This is a genomic window from Streptomyces sp. NPDC044571 (assembly GCF_040647115.1).
In the GTDB taxonomy this organism is placed as follows: Bacteria; Actinomycetota; Actinomycetes; order Streptomycetales; family Streptomycetaceae; genus Streptomyces.
In genome coordinates this window covers 1-17,150 of record NZ_JBEZBN010000016.1, presented here as the reverse complement: position 1 = coordinate 17,150, position 17,150 = coordinate 1, and the positions used below count along the sequence as shown (strand labels likewise).

Here is a 17,150-nt window from a genome sequence, read left to right as displayed (position 1 = left end):
CCCACCCCTGCATACTGCACCCCGCCACTGACAGCGCGGCTACGCGGGGGCCACCAGCAGCGGCCGGGCCCGCTCCCGCAGCTCCGCGACCCGCGGCTCGTCCCCGTACGGCTCCAGCCGGTGCAGCAGGTCCCGTACGTACTCCGTCGTCCGCGCCGAGGAGATCCGGCCCGCCACCTCCACCGCCCGGGTGCCGGCCGCGCACGCCGCGTCGAGGTTGCCCGACTCCAGCTCGGCGACCGCGCTGACCACCAGCCTCAGCCCGTGCGAGCGCACGTACTCCTCCGTGGGGCGCGACAGTGCCTGCTCGGTGAACCGGCGCACCTGCCGGGGCAGTTTGAGGTCCCGGTAGCATTCCGCCGCATCCGCCGCGAACCGGTCGTAGGAGTAGAAACCCAGCCAGGTCGGATCCGGATCCCCCTCCCGCGCCCGCTCCAGCCAGCCCTCCGCCGCCCGCAGGGCCGCCCCCGCGGCCGCCGAATCGCCCGCCTTCGCGTGCGCCCGCGCCTCGACCAGCCGGAAGAAGCTCATCGTGCGCGCCGTGGCCAGGCCCCGGTTGCGCTCGACGGCCGCCTGGGCGAGGTCCACCCCCTCGTCCGGGAAGTCCCGGTACGTCGCCTGGAGCGACATCGAGGCCAGCACGTACCCGCCGAGCGGTACGTCCGCGGCCGCGCGGGCCAGCCGCAGCGCCTGGATGTAGTAGCGCTGGGCGGCCTCCTGCTGGCCGGTGTCGAAGGCCATCCACCCGGCCAGCCGGGTCAGCTCCGCGGTGGCCCCGAACAGCGCGCGGCCCACCTCGTCGGAGTACGAGCCGAGCAGCAGCGGGGCGGCGTCCACGCGCAGGCACTCCGGCACCATCGAGGAACGCCAGTCCCCGCCGCCGTACTTGGAGTCCCAGCGCCGCGCGTCCTCGGCGGCCTCGCGCAGCTTGGCCACGTCGCTGTGGCCGACCCGCTGCGGCGAGGCGTCCGGGAGCGCGAGGAGGACGGGGGGCGGGGCGTGCGGAGTTTCGCCCGAAGGCTGCGCGGGCACAACCGGAGACGGCGACACCGCCGACCCCTGGGAAGGGGCGGCGGGAGTCGCCACCACCCTCGCACCCGGTCCGCGGGACGCCGGGGTCTCGCGGGACGCCACGGTCTCGCGGGCCGCCAGCGCCTCGCGGGACGGAACGGTCTCGTGGGACGGCGCGGTCTCGTGGGCCGGACCGCCCGTACGGGAGGCCCCGGTGCCGCGCGCGCCCTCGCGCAGTGTCGCAGCCTCCGACCCGGCCGCCGTGTCGCGTGCCGGGGCGGGCTCGCGCGCCACCGAACCGTCCGCCGGAGATATCAGCCAGCGCGAAGCGGGCGTCGCATAGGCGGACACGGAGAAGGAACCGGCCAGCGACTGCCAGATCCCCCCGCCGCCGCGCCGCCCGGCCAGGTCGAGCCGGTAGAGGTCGGTGGCCGAGCGCACCGCCGCCCCCACGTCCCGCGGGAACGCCAGGCCCACCTCGGGCGCCGGGTCCGCGTCGGCCAGGCCGATCTCGTGCAGGGGCACCGGCCGCCCCAGCTTCGCGCCGATCGCGGCCGCGATCAGATGCGGGGCAGCGCCCTGCGGCACCATCCCCTTCGACACCCACCGGGCCACCGACGTCTTGTCGTAGCGGAGCGTCAGGCCGCGCTGCGCGCCGAGGTCGTTGACGCGCCGGGCCAGCCCGGCGTTGCTGATGCCCGCGAGGGCGAGGACGGCGCCGAGCTTCTCATTGGGCTCGCGGAGCTCCCTGGACATGCGCCACCCCTCGTCACACGCGGAACGCATACAACGCATAAGCCGCCGGGGCATAGGCGCCCGGCATTTCGTAAACCCAGCGTAGTTCCCCGCCTCCCAAGCGTTAAGGCCCCGACTTCCGTATGGCGAGATTGTTGTCCGCGTGCACAGTCCGGCCGGGGCCCGCGCCGGCGGCGCACGCCCCCCTGCCGTGCTCCTGTCGTGTGGCCGTGCGCCCGCCCGTGCGCTCTGGCCGGTCGCCGGGCCCGGCGATTCGATGTGCGGTGCGTGGGTCGGCCCGCTGCGTGGATCAGGCGGGCCGGGGGATGCCGCTGCCTCAATCCCCGCGGGTGGCGGAACGGTCCGGGGGGCGATCCCGTCTCCCGGACCGCGCCCGCGCACCGCGAGGACGAGCGCCGCAGGGCGCCCGGCAGTACCCAGTACGGCCGAAGAATGGCCGAAACCGACCTATGGGACGGTGGGAACGGAACGCCAAATACCGTGTGGCCGGGGCGTGTCCGTCCACATGTGCGCGCTCCTCCACCCCTCTCGCACGCCCGTCTCGTGGCAGCATGGACCCGAGCCACCCGGGGTCCGTACGGCCGCGCCCTCAGCGCCGGCCAGCCGATCATGCCCCGGTCATGTGCCCACGGGCTGGGGAGGCGGCGGTGCGCTGGTTGGTCGGGTGGAGCAGTATCGCCGCGAGCTTCGGCACGGCCGGGCGGGTCTCCGTCCAGGACGGCGGATACGGCTTCGACGGCCCGGTGACCGGCGGGATCGCGGACGCGGACCACCCCCATGACCCCGGTGATCCGGCCGCCCGTGACGCCGACCGCACCGTCGTGCCCGTCGGCGCCCAACTCCTGTGGGGCGACCCGGACCCGCTGTGGGCCGTCGGCGACTGGCGCCCCGACGAGATCCGCACCGCCGCGGCCGATCCCGCCGACCCCTTCACCCGGCTCGCCGTCCTCGGCTGCTGCGGCGCCACCGATGCCGAACTGCGCCGGGCGCTCCTCGCCGCCCGCGGCGGAGCCCTGCGCCACCTCACCCAGTGGTCCGGCAGCTACACCGCCGTCGTCCAGACCGGCCGCCGGATCACCGTCGTCGGCGACCTCGCGGGCGCCCGCCCCGTCTTCTACACCCCCTGGGCCGGCGGGACGGCGTACGCCACCGCCGCACTCCCCCTCGCCGACCTCATCGAGGCGCAGCTCGACATCGGCCACCTCGCCGCCCTGCTCGCCTGCCCCGACAGCCCGGAGGCACTGGGCGACGGCACACCGTACGCGGGCGTGCGCAGGATCCCGCCCGGCCACGCGCTGATCCTGCGGGAGGGCTCCCGCGAGATCACCGGCTACGAACCGGTCGCCTCGCTCGCGGTGGCCTCGCCCGAGTCCGATCCCGAGCGGGCGGTGGAGGGCGTACGCGAAGCATTGGTCGACGCGGTGCGCGCCCGGCTCACGGCTCCCCGCCATGCTCCCGACACCCTGCCCCACGACCCCGGGCCCGTGCCCGGAATGGGCCCCGCCGACCGGCGCGCGGCCCGCGGAGCGCCCGCGCCCGTGCCCGGCGTGGGCGCCGACCTCTCCGGCGGCAGCGCCTCCGGGACGCTCGCCCTGCTCGCCGCCGGCCTGCCCGGAGCGCCCGGCACCATCCTCAACCGCTCGGGCGAACGGCTGCTCGCGGTCACCTTCAACGACCTCGCCACCCCGCAGGGCCGCGAGGCCGAACTCGAACGCGCCCGGGCCATCGCAGCCGACCCCCGGCTGCACCACGTGGTCGTGGCCGCCGCCGAGGAAGCCCTCCCGTACGCGGACCTCGACGGGCCGCTGACCGACGAACCCGGCCCCTCCCTGGTCTTCGCCGCCCGCGAGCGACGCCGCCTCGCCGCCGGCTCTGCCGACCACTTCGTCGGCCACGGCGCCCGCCAGGTCCTCGACGCGCACCCCGCCCGGCTGGCCGACCTCCTGATGGACCGCCGTCGACGCCACCTGCTGCGCCCGGTCGCCGCCCTCGCCCGCTCGGCGCCCGGCGAATCCCTGCTGGTCCCCTTCTCCGTCTACTCGGCCGCCCGCCGGCTGGCGCGTACGCCCTACCGCACGGGCATGGAGGCGGCGGCGGCCCGGCTGCGCGAAGGCGCGGTCCGCGCCGAACCGGCCGGCCCCGTGGACGCCTCGCTGGCCGCCCTGACCTGGTCCCGGCCGGGCCCGGCGGCGGGCTGGCTGACGGGCGAGGCCCTGGCCGAAGTATCGATCCGGCTCGCGGCCGCCGCGGGCCGGCCCCCGCTGTCGCTGCGCCCGGGGGAGGTCCGGGCCCGCTCCGCCCTCACCCGCCACGCGGCGGACCACCGGGTCTTCGAACAGGCGGTGGAGGTCCGCAGCCAGCGCCTGCACGCCCCGTTCCTGGACAACCAGGTCGTACGGGCCGCCCGCGCCCTGCCCGAGTCACTGCGGGTCCAGCCGGGGGCCCGGGCCGCGATCCTGCGCAGCGTGCTGTCCTCGGCGGGCGTGCGTGAACTGCCGCCGGGCTGGGGTGCACCGGCCCACACCCCGAACGAGACGGCGACCCGTCTGGGGCTGCGCGCAGCCCTCACCTCGCTCCTGGCCCTCTTCACGGCCCCCCTGCTCGCGGACGCGGGCCTGGTCGAGGCCCGGGTGGTCCAACAGGCCCTGCTGGACGCGGCGGAGGGCCGCCCGGTCCCGCTGGACGGCCTCGCGGAGCTCGTCTCGATGGAGCTGTGGCTCGGCCGCCTCCTGGCCCGCCGCGGCACCTGCTGGACGGGCACCTCCACCCCCCGCCGCCGCGCCGTCCCCACGGGCATCCCCCACCGCCGCCCGGCCCTCTCCTGACCGGGGGCCCGGGGCGGCGACGCCGGACGCGGGCGCGGGGCGGTGGGGCGGTGGGGCGGTGGGGTCGCGTTTAATCCGGGTACGCCCCGGCAGGGGCACGGCAGAATTGAGCGGTGCGGTATCTCATCCTTGGCGTCACCGAGGCGCGCGACGAGACCGGCGCCCCCCTCCCCATCGGCGGCGCGCGGCTGCGCGCGCTCCTCGCCGCCCTCGCGCTCCGCGCCGGCGGCCCCGCCGCCGCGTCCGTGGCCGACCTCGTCGACGAGGTGTGGGGCGACGACCCGCCCCAGGACGCCCCCGCCGCCCTCCAAGCCCTCGTCGCCCGCCTGCGCCGGGCGCTCGGTGGGCGCGAGACCGTCCGCGCCGACCCCGCCGGCGGCTACCGCCTCGCCGTCGCCGACCGCGAGGACATAGACCTCCACCGGTTCCACCGCCTCGCCCGCGAGGGAGCCCGGCACCTGGCCACCACCCCCGAGGACCCCGCCCGCGCCGCCGAGGCCCTGCGCACCGCCCTCGCCCTCTGGCGCGGCCCCGCCCTCGCCGACCTCCCCGAGCCCGCCCGCACCGCCCACGCCGCCGCCCCGGAGGCCCGCCGCAGCGCCGCCCGCCGCGACCGGATCGAAGCCGAGCTCAGGGCGGGCGCAGCCGACCCCGCCTGGCTGCTGGCCGAGATCGAGGCGCTGATCCACGAGAACCCGTACGACGAACCCCTGCGTGCCCAGCAGCTCCGCGCCCTGCGCGCGGCCGGCCGGCCCGCCGACGCCCTCGCGGCGTACGAGCGCGCCCGCCGCACCCTCGCCGAAGGCCTCGGCACCGACCCGGGCCCCGAACTCACCGCCCTGCACGCGGAACTCCTCGCCCCACCCGCCCCGCAGAAGCCAGAACCGCAGAAGCCAGAACCGCCGAAGCCCGCACCGCACACGGCCCCCGGCGGCAACCTCCGCCCCCGCCTCACCTCCTTCGTCGGCCGCGAGCCCGAACTGGCCTCCCTGCGCACCGACCTGACCCGCCTGCGCCTCATCACCCTCACCGGCCCCGGCGGTTCCGGAAAGACCCGCCTCGCCGAGCACGCCGCCGCCGCCCACCGGCCCGAAGCCGCCTGGCTCGTCGAGCTGGCCCGCCTCGACCACCCCGGCGCCGTCCCAGGCGCCGTCCTCAGCGCCCTCGGCCTGCGCGAGAGTGCCCTCGTCGCCCGCGAGAAGACCGCCTCCGAGGACCCCACCGCCCAGCTCGTCGACCACTGCGCCCACCGCCGCCTGCTCCTCGTCCTCGACAACTGCGAGCACGTCATCGGTGCCGCCGCCGAACTCGCCGAGACCCTCCTCACCCACTGCCCCGGCGTCCGGATCCTGGCCACCAGCCGCGAACCCCTCGGCGTGCCCGGCGAAACCGTCCGCCCCGTCGACCCCCTCCCGCCCGACCCCGCGCACCGCCTGTTCGCCGACCGTGCCGCCGCGGTCCGCCCCGGGTTCACCCCCGCTGACGACCCGGACGCCGTAGCCGAGATCTGCACCCGCCTCGACGGCCTCCCCCTCGCCATCGAGCTGGCCGCCGCCCGCCTGCGGCTGCTCACCCCGCGCCAGATCGCCGACCGCCTCGACAACCGCTTCCGCCTCCTGACCAGCGGTTCCCGTACCGTCCTGCCCCGCCAGCAGACCCTGCGCGCCGTCGTCGACTGGTCCTGGGAGCTCCTCGACGCATCCGAACGCACCGTCCTGCGCCGCCTCTCCGTCTTCGCCGGCGGCTGCGACCTGCCCGCGGCCGAGGCCGTGTGCGCCGACACCGCCGCCGAACCCGCTCTCGGCGTTGCCGACGTCGCCGACGTCCTCGGCTCCCTCGTCGACAAATCCCTCGTCATCGCCGAGCCCGAAGCCGAACCCGGTCCCGACGGCATCGCCATGCGCTACCGGATGCTGGAAACCATCCACGAGTACGCCGCCGAACGAGCGGCCGCCGAGGAAGCCGACCGCACCGCCGCCGCCCACCGCCACGCCGACCACTACCACGCCTTCGCGGAGACCGCCGAGCCCCTCCTGCGCTCCGGCGCCCAACTTCCATGGATCCGCCGCACCGAGACCGAGCTCGACAACCTCCGCGCCGCCCTCCTGCACACCACCTCGACCGGCTCCGTCGAAGCCGCCGAGCGCCTCGCCCTCGCCCTGGGCTGGTTCTGGGCGCTGCGCAACTACCGGACCGAGGGCGCCGAATGGGCCGGCCGGATCCTCGCCCTCACCCCCGCCGAACCCGCCCGGGGCACGCCCGCGTACTGGCGCTTCATGCGGCTGCGGATGCTCCACCTGTTCCTGCTCGCCGACGGCCACTCGCCCGAGCAGTTCGACACCGCCCGGAACCGGGACTTGGCCGCCCGCTTGCAGGAGGTCTTCCAGCACGCCGGCCCCGAGGCCGTCGCCTTCCCCGGCATGCTGTGGCCGATGACGATCTTCCTCACCGGCGACACCATCGACTTCCGCACCGGACTGGACGCATCGGTCGAGAACTGCCGCCGCCACGGCGACGCATGGGCCCTGGGCGTCACCCTCATGTTCCGCACCCACATCGCCATCGACATCACCGGCGGCCTGCCCACCGTCGACGCCGACCTCGCCGAACTGCACGGCATCGCCGACCGGGTGGGCGACCGGTGGATCCGCGCCCAGGTGGCGAGCGCGGCCGGCGAGGTCGCCCTCTCGCGCAGCCGCTACGACTGGGCCCGCACCGAGTACGAGGAGTGCCTGCGCCTGGCCCGCGAGGTCGGCGCCCACACCGAGTCACCGTTCGCCATCGCCCGGATCGCGGAGACCGCCTTCTGCTCCGGGGACTTCGACGAAGCCGAACGCCTGCTCGGACAGGCGCACCGCGAGGCCGCCCAGTACGGCGGCGGAAACGACGTCCGCGCCTACGGCGGGATGCTCGCCGCGCTGATCGCCCTCGTCCGCGGGGACCTCGGCGAGGCCCGGGCCCACTGCGAACTCGCCCGGGCCGCCGCCAAGACGCTCACGGCGCCCCCGCAGTTCACCGCCGGGCTCGATCACGTGGACGCGATCCTCGTGGCCCGCGCCCACGGCCCGGCCACCGGTCTGGCCCGGCTGGGGCCGGCCCTGGCCGCCGCCGTCGCCGCGCACTGCGCAGAACGGGTCCTCGCCTCGCTCGCCGACACCGCGGCCGTCCTGCTGGCCGCCGCCGACCGGCCCGCCGAAGCCGTACGGGTCCTCGCGGCCTCCACCGCCTGGCGCGCGGGCCATCCCCGCTCGGTCCCCGAACAGGCCGCCGTGGCGGAACTCCCCGACCGCACCCGCGCCGCGCTGGGCGCCGAGCGCTACGCGAAGGAGGAGGCTGCCGGGGCGGAGCTCGCCCCGCCCGAGGTCGCCGCCCTGGTCAACGGCAGCTGATCACGCCGTCGGCCCAGCTCGCGAGGGTCGGCAGACTGCCCTGCCCGGCCCGCTCCACCACCAGCCTCAGCGTCGTGCGGCCGGTGAGCGGGACGTCCACGGCGACGGCCCGGTCCGCGGAGCCGAGCGCGGCGGACTGCCAGAGCCGCTGCCCGTCGCCGTACACGGAGAACCGCACCGTGCCGTCGGTGAGCAGCGACAGGCCGTCCACCCCGGCGCGCGCCGAGAAGGCGGTGCACCGCCGGTTGAGGGCGATCTCCACGCTGGAACGGGAGCTCACGGTGAGGCCCTGCCCGAAGCGCTGCTCGCCGATCCACAGCCCCCGGCGCTGCCAGACCCAGCTGCTGCGCCAGGTCCGGAGCTCGGGGCCGGTGTGGTCGCCGAAGGCCGAATGCCCGAGCCCGGCGAGCTGGAACCCCTGCGGCGGCCTCGGCACGGACGGCGTCGGCGAGGGCCGGGCCGGGCTCGGCCGCGGGCCCGGCGCCGGCGGGGGAGTAGAGGACGGCGTCGGCGTCGGCGACGGCTTCGGCGCCCGCGACGGCACGGGGGCGAGCTGCGGTTTCGAGGCGGAGGGCGCCGGCGAAGCCGGGGGCGTGCCCGGAGCGGACGGTACGGGGCCCTGCGCCTCCACCGGATCGGGCGCGGGTGTGGTCACCGGCGCCGGCCGTACGGGCGCCGCCACCCCCGGCGCGGGCTGCGCCGGGGCTCCGGGCTCGGGCTCCGCACCGACCAGCGCGAACACCACCCCGGCGGCCGCGGCCACCGCGATCCCGGCGGCGATGGCCGCCTTCGCCGGGAGCCCGAGCCCCTCGGACACCACGGCACCACCGACTCCGGCCCCGGTCCCACCCGCACCCCCGGCAGCCCCACCGGCCCCGGCGGCGCCCGCCCCGGACGCACCGGCCGCGCCCGCTCCCGCCCCCGCGGTCGATCCGCCCGAGGCGGCGGCAGCAGCCCCGGCACCTCCCGCCGCCATGGCCCCGCCGGCCACCACTCCCGCCGCCTTGGCCGCATAGCCGGCGGCGAACCACCCGATGACCGCGACCGGCAGCAGCGCGGGAATGCCCGCGTTGACGTCCTTGAGCTCCCCGGCGGCCAGCCGGCACTTCGGGCACTCCTCCAGGTGCCCCCGCAGCCCGTGCTCCGCCCGCATCCGCAGCCCGCCCCGGGCATACGCGCCCAGCCGGCCCGCATACCGCGCGCAGGCGCCGCCCGCACTGAGCGCCGCACTCACATGGGCCTGCAGGTACGCCTGCTTGAGCCCCTCCCTGGCCCGGCTCGCCAGCACGGCCGTCGCATTCGCGCTCAGCCCGAACAGCGGGGCGATCGCACTCGGCGAAGACTCCTCGACGGTGGTGTGCCACAAGACCGCCTGCCACCGCTCGGGCAGACTCCGGAAGGCCTGCACGGCCAGCGACTGCTCGGCCTCCCGCATCGCGCGTGCGTCGGCCCCCAGTTCGAGGGTGTCGTCCCCCGACAGGCCGGACAGCCCCGACAGCCCGCCGCCCTCCGAGCCCGCGGCCGCCTGCTCCGCGAACACCGCGAAGTCCTCGACGAGGTGCTCCCGCCGGGCCGTCTTCGCCCAGGCCGCGGCGACCCTCCGCACGGTGGTCAGCAGATACGCCCGCACCGACTGGTCCGGCCCGGCCCCGCCCCGTACCGCCTGCAGGGTCCGCGCGAACACCTCGGCGGTCAGGTCGTCGGCCGTGTGGCCGTCCCGGCAGCAGGTCCGCGCATAGCGGCGTACGGCAGCGGCGTGCCGCCGGAACAGCTCCTCGTACGCCGCGTCGTCCCCGGCGCGCAGCCGGGCGATCAGGTCCCCGTCGGACGGCGGCAGCTCACTCCCGGACGGGCACCCGGCGGCGTGCCGTCCACCCGGTTCGCGCTGGGCCGGCACCTGCCGGGCGTGCGGGGTCTCCGCACCGATCTCCCCGCCGACGCCACCGAGCGGCTCTTCCCGACCGTCAACGCCCATCGCGGACGCCCCGCACGACTCACTCAACCGGTGCACCGTTCAAGCCTGTCACACGGGGCGCGCGCGCCCGGGGCCCTCGCCCCACCATCCACCCGTCCGGGCACAGTTCAGCGAAACGCCGTGCCGCCCTTCACCCGGGCGGGTGGCGGCCGGGCGACGCGCCGCCGAGCCGGCGCGGGCCGACCCGACCGCCTCAGGCCGTCCGGGACCGTGGTCCTCAAGCCCTCCGGGACGGGCGCCCTCAGGCCGTCCGGGACCGGAGTCCTTCGAGCAGGATGTCGAGCAGCCGCGACGAAGCCGCCGCCTGCTGCGCCGCGTCCGGCAGCGCCGGAGCGGCCGTCGCTATCACCAGCAACACATCGGCCACCGTGACATCGGCCCGCAGCTCACCGGCCTCCCGCGCCCGGTCCACCAGCCGGCCGACGACCTGCAGCAGCGCGCCCGCACCGGCGTCCTGCGCGGGCTCGTCCTCCACGGCCCCGCGCGCACCGACGACCCGCAGCTCGGGCGCCGCGCCCGTCGGACCGGCCTGCCGCTGGTGCGGAACCCGCGCGGCCTCCGCCTCCTCGGCGCCGTCCTCGCCCGCCGACCCCACCCGCAGCACCTGCGGCGGCAGCAGCCGCCCGGCACCGGAGGCCACGGAGGTGCGCAGGAAGCGCGACAGCGCCTGCCACGGCTCCTCCTCCTGGCCCAGAGCGGCCTCGGCCTGCTCGGTGAGCCGGGCGGTCTCCTCCGCGGCTATCCGCCGCACCAGGACGTCCTTGCTCGGGAACCGCCGGTACACCGTGCCGACACCGACCCGGGCCCGCCGGGCCACGTCCTCCATCGGAGCCCCGTAGCCCAGCTCGCCGAAGACCTCGCGGGCAGCGCGCAGCACATGTTCGAGATTGCGCTGGGCGTCGACGCGCAGCGGCGTGGAGCGACCCACTCCGTGCGTGGTCGGGCCCGCCATCACGCGACCGTTGGTCTCGCCCGAGAGCGCGGTCGCAGAGCCATGGAAATCGGAAATGTTCATATGTATCCCCCGGTAATCATTTGTCTCCCCCCGGAGACACTCCCCGCCTTCGCGTCGAGGGGGCCACGGTCATGTGGGCCCGGTCCTACTCCTCGACGGGATACGAACATAGTTGAGCCAGAGTCAATTCAGAAGAGGGAGCCCCGGACGGACCACCGCCCGATCGGAGCATTCACCCCCACTTTTCCGGTCCAAGCCCTCGGAACCACCCCGTCCGCACCCGCTGACCTGCGAAGCTCCACTCCGACTCACGTCATCCGACAGCCCTGTCCCGGCACTCCCTCCGGTCACACAATGTGTCAGGCCTGTGGACAAACTCCCGGCCACGTTGCGTCATGGGATGGTGAAGGCTGCCAACTCCCGGGGCGCGGCCCCCGGCACCCCGCCCCGCACACGCATCCTCGTCGTCGGCGGGGGCTACGTCGGCATGTATACGGCGCTCCGGCTCCAGCAAAAGCTGAGAGCCGGCGAAGCCGAGGTCACGGTGGTCACACCCGAGCCCTACATGACGTACCAGCCCTTCCTCCCCGAGGCCGCCGCCGGCTCGATCTCCCCCCGCCACGTGGTGGTCCCGCTGCGCCGGGTCCTCAACAAATGCCGCATCCTCATCGGCGAGGCCCGGCACATCGACCACGCCAAGCGGACCGCGACCGTCACCACCCTCGCCACCGACGAGGAGGGCACCGGCGGCGTCGAGATCGAGTACGACGAACTCGTCCTCGCCCCCGGATCCATCTCCCGCACGCTCCCCATCCCGGGACTCGCCGACTACGCCATCGGTTTCAAGACCGTGGAAGAGGCCATCGGCCTGCGCAACCACGTCATCGAACAGATGGACATCGCCTCCTCCACCCGCGACCCCGCCATCCGCGACGCCGCCCTCACCTTCGTCTTCGTCGGCGGCGGCTACGCGGGCGTCGAGGCCCTCGGCGAACTGGAGGACATGGCCCGCTACGCGGCCCGGTACTACCACAACGTCAAGCCCGAGGACATGAAGTGGGTGCTGGTCGAGGCCAGCGACCGGATCCTGCCCGAGGTCGGCCCCGAAATGGGCGTCTACACGATCCGCGAACTGCGCCGCCGCAACATCGACCTGCGCCTGGAGACCCGGCTCGAATCCTGCGAGGACCGCGTCGCCGTCCTCAGCGACGGCACCCGCTTCCCCACACGCACCGTCGTCTGGACCGCCGGGGTCAAACCCCACCCCATCCTCGCCGCCACCGACCTGCCCAAGAACGGACGCGGCCGGCTCGCCTGCACCGCCTTCCTCACCGTCGAAGGCGTCGAGCACGCCTGGGCCGCCGGCGACGCCGCCGCCGTCCCCGACATCACCGCCGAGGCCGGCCGCGAATGCGCCCCCAACGCCCAGCACGCCGTCCGCCAGGCGAAGGTCCTCGCCGACAACCTCGTGGCCTCCCTGCGCGGCGAACTCCTGACCGAGTACGCGCACAAGTACGCGGGCTCCGTGGCCTCCCTCGGCCTCCACAAGGGCGTCGCCCACATCTACGGCCGCAAGCTCAAGGGCTACCCGGCCTGGCTGATGCACCGCGCCTACCACCTCAGCCGGGTCCCCACCTTCAACCGCAAGATGCGCGTCCTCGCCGAATGGTCGCTCTCCGGCCTCTTCAAGCGCGAGATCGTCTCCCTCGGCTCCCTCGAACACCCCAGGGCAGAATTCGAACTCGCTGCAGGCGGCGGCCCCAAGGACCCACCGTCCAGACCCGCCCCCAACCCCCCGCAGGACAGCCAGGGCTGACGTTGTCAGTGCGGTCGGCCACACTGGACGTGTGACCATAGGTGGGCTCACCCCTGCACAGAGTGACACCTGCAGAGTGACACCGACAGCGTGACACCGCCCCGCGAACGACCCCTTGGGGTACCCCCAGCGGTAGCCGGGGAACAGCGACCACTTGCGACACCACGAGGCTTGAACGCAGTGAACTTCACGCGCTGGAGCGCCCGGCTGCCCGGAACGCAGCGCCGCGCCGCCGCCCGGTCCGAACACGCCGCAGCCCAGGCCAAGCGGGGTGAAGGTGCCGTCCCGGCAGCCCGCGGCGCCGCCGGCCGCCCCACCACGACCCCGGACGGCGCCCCCGCCGACGCCACCGTCCGCGGCACCGGCCGGGCGGCCGCCCCCGGCGCGGGCACCGTCCCGGGCAGCGGTGTCCTCGCCGCCGTGCCCTCCCTCGACGAGCTCTCCGTACGGGAGGTCCTCGGCCGGCTCCCGGCCCTCGTCGCCCTCGTCCACGGCCCCGAACACCGCGTCGCCTACGTCAACGACGCCTACACCGCCGGCTTCGGCCCCCGCCCCGCCGGCGCACCCGCCCACGAGGCCCTCCCCGAAATCGGCGAGCTCGGCCTCCTCCCGCTCCTCGACCAGGTCCAGCGCAGCGGCAAACCCCGAACCGCCAAGAACCGCACCGCACCCGGCGGCGGCAGCTCGTACACCGTCACCTGCACCCCCGTCGAATTCCCCAAGGCCGACCCCGACACCGACGGCGACCCCCACCACACCGGCGTCCTGATCCACCTCGCCGACGTCACCGACCATGCCGAAGCCGTCGACCGGCTGCGCGCCAGCGAGCGCCGCCAGCGCGAAGCCGCCGTCACCCTCCAGCGCTCCCTGCTCCCCCAGGAACTGGAACAGCCCGACGACCTCCGCATCGCCGCCACCTACCAACCCGGCGGCACCGAAGCCGCCGTCGGCGGCGACTGGTACGACGTCATCACACTCGGCGCCGGCCGCACCGCGCTCGTCATCGGCGACGTCATGGGCCGCGGCGTCCGTGCCGCCGCCGTCATGGGCCAGCTGCGCACCGCCGTCCGCGCCTACGCCCGCCTCGACCTCCCGCCCCACGAGGTGCTCCAGCTCCTCGACGGGCTCGCCGCCGAGATCGACGCCAGCCAGATCGCCACCTGCGTGTACGCCGTCCACGACCCCAACGAGGGCCTGCTCGCGTACGCCTCCGCCGGCCACCTCCCGATCCTGGTCCGCGACGAGGACGGCACCGTACGCCGCGCCGCCGACCCCACCGGCCCGCCGCTCGGCACCGGAGGCTGGCTGCACACCTCGGGCACCATCGCGCTCGGCCCCGGCTCCACCGCCGTCCTCTACACCGACGGCCTGGTCGAACGCCGGGGCGAGGACATCGACGAGGGCGTCGCCGCCCTCGAACGCGCCCTCTCCGGCGCGCAGGGCACCCCGGCCGTCATCTGCGACCGCCTGATGCGCGCCCTCGGCGTGGACGCCGACCACGACGACGACGTCGCCGTCATGGTCCTCCAGCAGCCCAGCCGCACCGGGTCGGACGCCGAGCTCTTCCACAACGCCGCCCTCGAACTCCTCGGTGGCATCGAGGCCGCCCCGCGCGCCCGCGCCTTCGCCCAGGGGGTCCTCACCTCCTGGCGCTTCCCGGTCGAGCTGTGCGACCTGGGCGTCCTGGCAGCGAGCGAGCTCGTCGCGAACTCCCTGCAGCACGGCACCCCGCCCATGCGGCTGCGGCTGCGCCGCACCGATCGCCGCCTGATCATCGAGGTCACCGACGGGGACGACCATCTCCCGCGCCGCCGCCGCGCCGAACCGGCCGACGAGACCGGCCGCGGCATCTCGATCGTCGCCACCATCGCCTCCGCCTGGGGCTCCCGCCGTACGCCGGGCGGCGGCAAGGCGGTCTGGTGCGAGTTCGCCCTCCCGGACACGTAGACGAACGCGAAAAGGGCCCGGTCCCCCCGGACCGGGCCCTTCTTTCGTCTTCTTCCGCGGTCAGACGACCGCAGGCTCGGCGGCCTGCGCGAGCGCTGCGGACTTCACGGCCGTCGTGGCCGTCGCGACGACTGCGGGCGCAGGCGAAGCCGGCTGCACCTTCAGGAGCGCCGGCCTGTCCTGCACCGCGCTCAGCTGCGTGCCGAGCCGCAGCGCCAGCCAGGCGATCCCGAGGGAGACCGCGACGAATACCCCGATGTAGAGGACCGGCACCCCCGCCCCCAGCGGCACCCCCAGCGGCCCCAGCGCCAGCGCCATCTGCTTGACCAGGGCGAAGGCGGAGTTGTACTGGCCCACGGACCCCTCCGGCGCCAGGTCGGCCACCAGCGGAGCCAGGGTCGGCGACAGCATGGCCTCGCCGATGCCGAAGAGCCCGTACGTCGCGACGAACGCGGCCGCGGCCATCACGGCACTGCCGTGCCCGAGCCCCGAGAACCCGGCGATGAGCCAGGCGATGGTCCAGATCAGGCCGACCAGCGCGATCACCCGCGAGCGGCGCCGCTGCTCCACCAGCTTCAGGACGACGAACTGCGCGAGCACGATCGCGCCCGTGTTGGCGGCCAGCGCGAAGCCCAGGGTGGACGGGGAGATCCCGGCGGCCTCGGTACCGAAGGCGGCGAGGCCCGACTCGAACTGCCCGTAGCAGGCGAAGAAGATCACGAAGCCCAGGACGAGCAGCTTGACCATGGCCCGGTGCTGCAGCAGCCGCTTCCAGGCCCCGCCCGACTGCGCCGGGTCCCGCGGTACGGCGTCCTTGATGCCGGGGGCGTGGGGCATCCGTACGGTCAGGATGACGCCGGCCAGCACCAGGAACATCACGGCCTCGATCCCGAACAGCAGCGTGAAGCTGCCGGGCCGGGTCTCGTCGACGATCTGGCCGCCGATGAGCCCGCCGATTCCGAGACCCAGGTTCTGCATGAAGAACTGCAGGGCGAAGGCGCGGGTCCGCGTCGTCGGGGTCGAGCACCACACGATCATCGTGGCCAGCGCGGGCTGCATGACCGCCTGCCCCGCGCCGAGCGCCAGAGCGGACAGCAGGATCGGGACCAGCCCGGTGGAGAGCCCGAGGGACAACGCACCGGCGGAGGCGGCGAAGGCCGCACCGATGACCACGGGGACGGGACCGCGGCGGTCGATGACGCGACCGGTGAAGGGCAGCGCGACCAGGGCGGAGACGGCGAAGGCCACGAACGCGCTCGTGGCGGCCATGGAGCCCAGACCCCGCACCTGCGCCACGTAGATGTAGAGGAACGGAACCGTGAAGCCGATGCCGAACGCGGTCAGCGCGTTGCCGGCCTGGATCCGCCGCATCGCAGCGCCCATCACCTTGGTCACTTCTCACCTGTCCTGGAGATCTGAAGCCCGAAGACTTCATAGCTAAAGTTCGATAGTTAACAGTACACACCGAAGGAGTTAGACGCCAACGAGCTCATGCGATACTTCGTCCATGGGTGACATCCCCGACGGCACCGCGCCCGTCCACGAGCCGAGCCTCGACGAGCAGATCGCCGTCTATCAGCGCGAGTTCCAGGACCTGGACCCCCAGGTGGAGAAGGTGGTCTCGGCGCTCAGCCGCCTCAACCGCCGCATGAACGTCGCGTACGGACGCCAGACCGCCGCCCTGGGCATCAGCAACGCGGAGTGGGAGGTCCTCAAGGCCCTCGTCATCTCCGGCGCCCCCTACCGGATGGGCCCGAGCGAGCTGGCGAAGCAGCTGGGCCTCACGCCGGCGGCGATGACCCACCGGATCGACCGCATGACGGCGGAGGGACTGGTGACCCGCGAACGGGACGAGTCCAACCGGGTCCGCGTGATCGTGGAGCTGACGGACGAGGGCCGCAGCAAGTGGCTCGACGCCATGCGGGCGGCCACGGTCTTCGAGGAGGACCTCCTCCAGGACCTCTCCACGGCGGAACGCGGGGTCCTGGGCGACATGCTCACGCGGCTCCTGGAACGGGTGGAGGACCTCCAGTCCCGGACCTGACGAGGTGTACCAGGAGTGGGGTTGACACGGCCCCCTCGGGTCCGTAAGGTTCTTCGAGTTGTCCCTGAGCCGAAAGGTTTTGGCGACGACACATCCCGCCGCCTCGTTGCGGCACCCAACTCAGCACGATCTCCCCTCGGGAACACATTCGGCATGCCCGAATTGATTTCCGAAAGGCCGATTATGAATCGGTCGGGAAATCCACTAGAGTTCTGGGAGTCGGAAGGGCCCAACAGCCCGGAAGACAAACCCCGCTGACTGGGGGTCAGGCCCGAAAGAGTCTGATAGAGTCGGAAACGCAAGAACGAAGGGAAGCGCCCGGAGGAAAGCCCGAGAGGGTGAGTACGAAGGAAGCGTCCGTTCCTTGAGAACTCAACAGCGTGCCAAAAATCAACGCCAGAAGTTGATACCCCGTCCACTTCGGTGGATGAG

General features: G+C 74.6%; 9 protein-coding genes. 5 read left to right on the top strand and 4 right to left on the bottom strand.

Going from position 1 to position 17,150, the window contains the following annotated elements; genetic code table 11:
* Positions 1–39: 39 nt before the first annotated feature.
* Positions 40–1,767, bottom strand: a complete 1,728-nt coding sequence (locus AB0B01_RS10995) for a sporulation protein (protein ID WP_361715696.1) — start codon at positions 1,765–1,767, stop codon at positions 40–42.
* 647 nt (positions 1,768–2,414) lie between these two features.
* On the opposite strand from AB0B01_RS10995, the gene AB0B01_RS10990 reads away from it, so the two are divergent.
* The gene (locus AB0B01_RS10990) at positions 2,415–4,592 is read left to right on the top strand and encodes an asparagine synthase-related protein (protein ID WP_361715693.1); all 2,178 of its coding nucleotides are present in this window, start codon (positions 2,415–2,417) and stop codon (positions 4,590–4,592) included.
* Between the two features lie 113 nt (positions 4,593–4,705).
* Positions 4,706–7,981, top strand: coding sequence for a BTAD domain-containing putative transcriptional regulator (locus AB0B01_RS10985; protein WP_361715690.1), 3,276 nt, complete (start codon positions 4,706–4,708; stop codon positions 7,979–7,981).
* Here the strand turns inward: AB0B01_RS10985 and AB0B01_RS10980 are convergent.
* The gene (locus AB0B01_RS10980; protein WP_361715687.1) at positions 7,968–9,956 is read right to left on the bottom strand and encodes a sigma-70 family RNA polymerase sigma factor; all 1,989 of its coding nucleotides are present in this window, start codon (positions 9,954–9,956) and stop codon (positions 7,968–7,970) included. The two genes, AB0B01_RS10985 and AB0B01_RS10980, sit on opposite strands and share 14 nt — an antisense overlap.
* Positions 9,957–10,197: 241 nt before the next feature.
* The gene (locus AB0B01_RS10975; RefSeq protein WP_361715684.1) at positions 10,198–10,971 is read right to left on the bottom strand and encodes a helix-turn-helix domain-containing protein; all 774 of its coding nucleotides are present in this window, start codon (positions 10,969–10,971) and stop codon (positions 10,198–10,200) included.
* A gap of 340 nt (positions 10,972–11,311) precedes the next feature.
* Here AB0B01_RS10975 and AB0B01_RS10970 point away from each other — a divergent pair, with 340 nt between their 5' ends.
* Together AB0B01_RS10970 and AB0B01_RS10965 are read left to right on the top strand one after the other, a co-directional pair.
* A complete protein-coding gene (locus tag AB0B01_RS10970) occupies positions 11,312–12,727 on the top strand; it encodes an NAD(P)/FAD-dependent oxidoreductase (protein WP_361715682.1) in 1,416 nt (471 codons plus the stop codon).
* A gap of 180 nt (positions 12,728–12,907) precedes the next feature.
* The gene (locus AB0B01_RS10965; protein WP_361715939.1) at positions 12,908–14,674 is read left to right on the top strand and encodes an ATP-binding SpoIIE family protein phosphatase; all 1,767 of its coding nucleotides are present in this window, start codon (positions 12,908–12,910) and stop codon (positions 14,672–14,674) included.
* Positions 14,675–14,734: 60 nt separating this feature from the next.
* Here the strand turns inward: AB0B01_RS10965 and AB0B01_RS10960 are convergent, their stop codons facing one another.
* Complete coding sequence (locus AB0B01_RS10960; RefSeq protein WP_361715936.1) at positions 14,735–16,057, bottom strand: MFS transporter; 1,323 nt, start codon at positions 16,055–16,057, stop codon at positions 14,735–14,737.
* Positions 16,058–16,181: 124 nt separating this feature from the next.
* Between AB0B01_RS10960 and AB0B01_RS10955 the strand changes: the two genes are divergently transcribed.
* Positions 16,182–16,718, top strand: coding sequence for a MarR family transcriptional regulator (locus AB0B01_RS10955; protein ID WP_361715679.1), 537 nt, complete (start codon positions 16,182–16,184; stop codon positions 16,716–16,718).
* The last annotated feature ends 432 nt before the right edge of the window (positions 16,719–17,150 follow it).

What these genes read in the sequence shown, in the direction of transcription:
- AB0B01_RS10995 (WP_361715696.1), bottom strand. Translation starts at nt 1,767, where the DNA reads ATGTCCAGGGAGCTCCGCGAGCCCAATGAGAAGCTCGGCGCCGTCCTC.
- AB0B01_RS10980 (WP_361715687.1), bottom strand. Translation starts at nt 9,956, where the DNA reads ATGGGCGTTGACGGTCGGGAAGAGCCGCTCGGTGGCGTCGGCGGGGAG.
- AB0B01_RS10975 (WP_361715684.1), bottom strand. Translation starts at nt 10,971, where the DNA reads ATGAACATTTCCGATTTCCATGGCTCTGCGACCGCGCTCTCGGGCGAG.
- AB0B01_RS10970 (WP_361715682.1), top strand. Translation starts at nt 11,312, where the DNA reads ATGGTGAAGGCTGCCAACTCCCGGGGCGCGGCCCCCGGCACCCCGCCC.
- AB0B01_RS10960 (WP_361715936.1), bottom strand. Translation starts at nt 16,057, where the DNA reads ATGGGCGCTGCGATGCGGCGGATCCAGGCCGGCAACGCGCTGACCGCG.
- AB0B01_RS10955 (WP_361715679.1), top strand. Translation starts at nt 16,182, where the DNA reads ATGGGTGACATCCCCGACGGCACCGCGCCCGTCCACGAGCCGAGCCTC.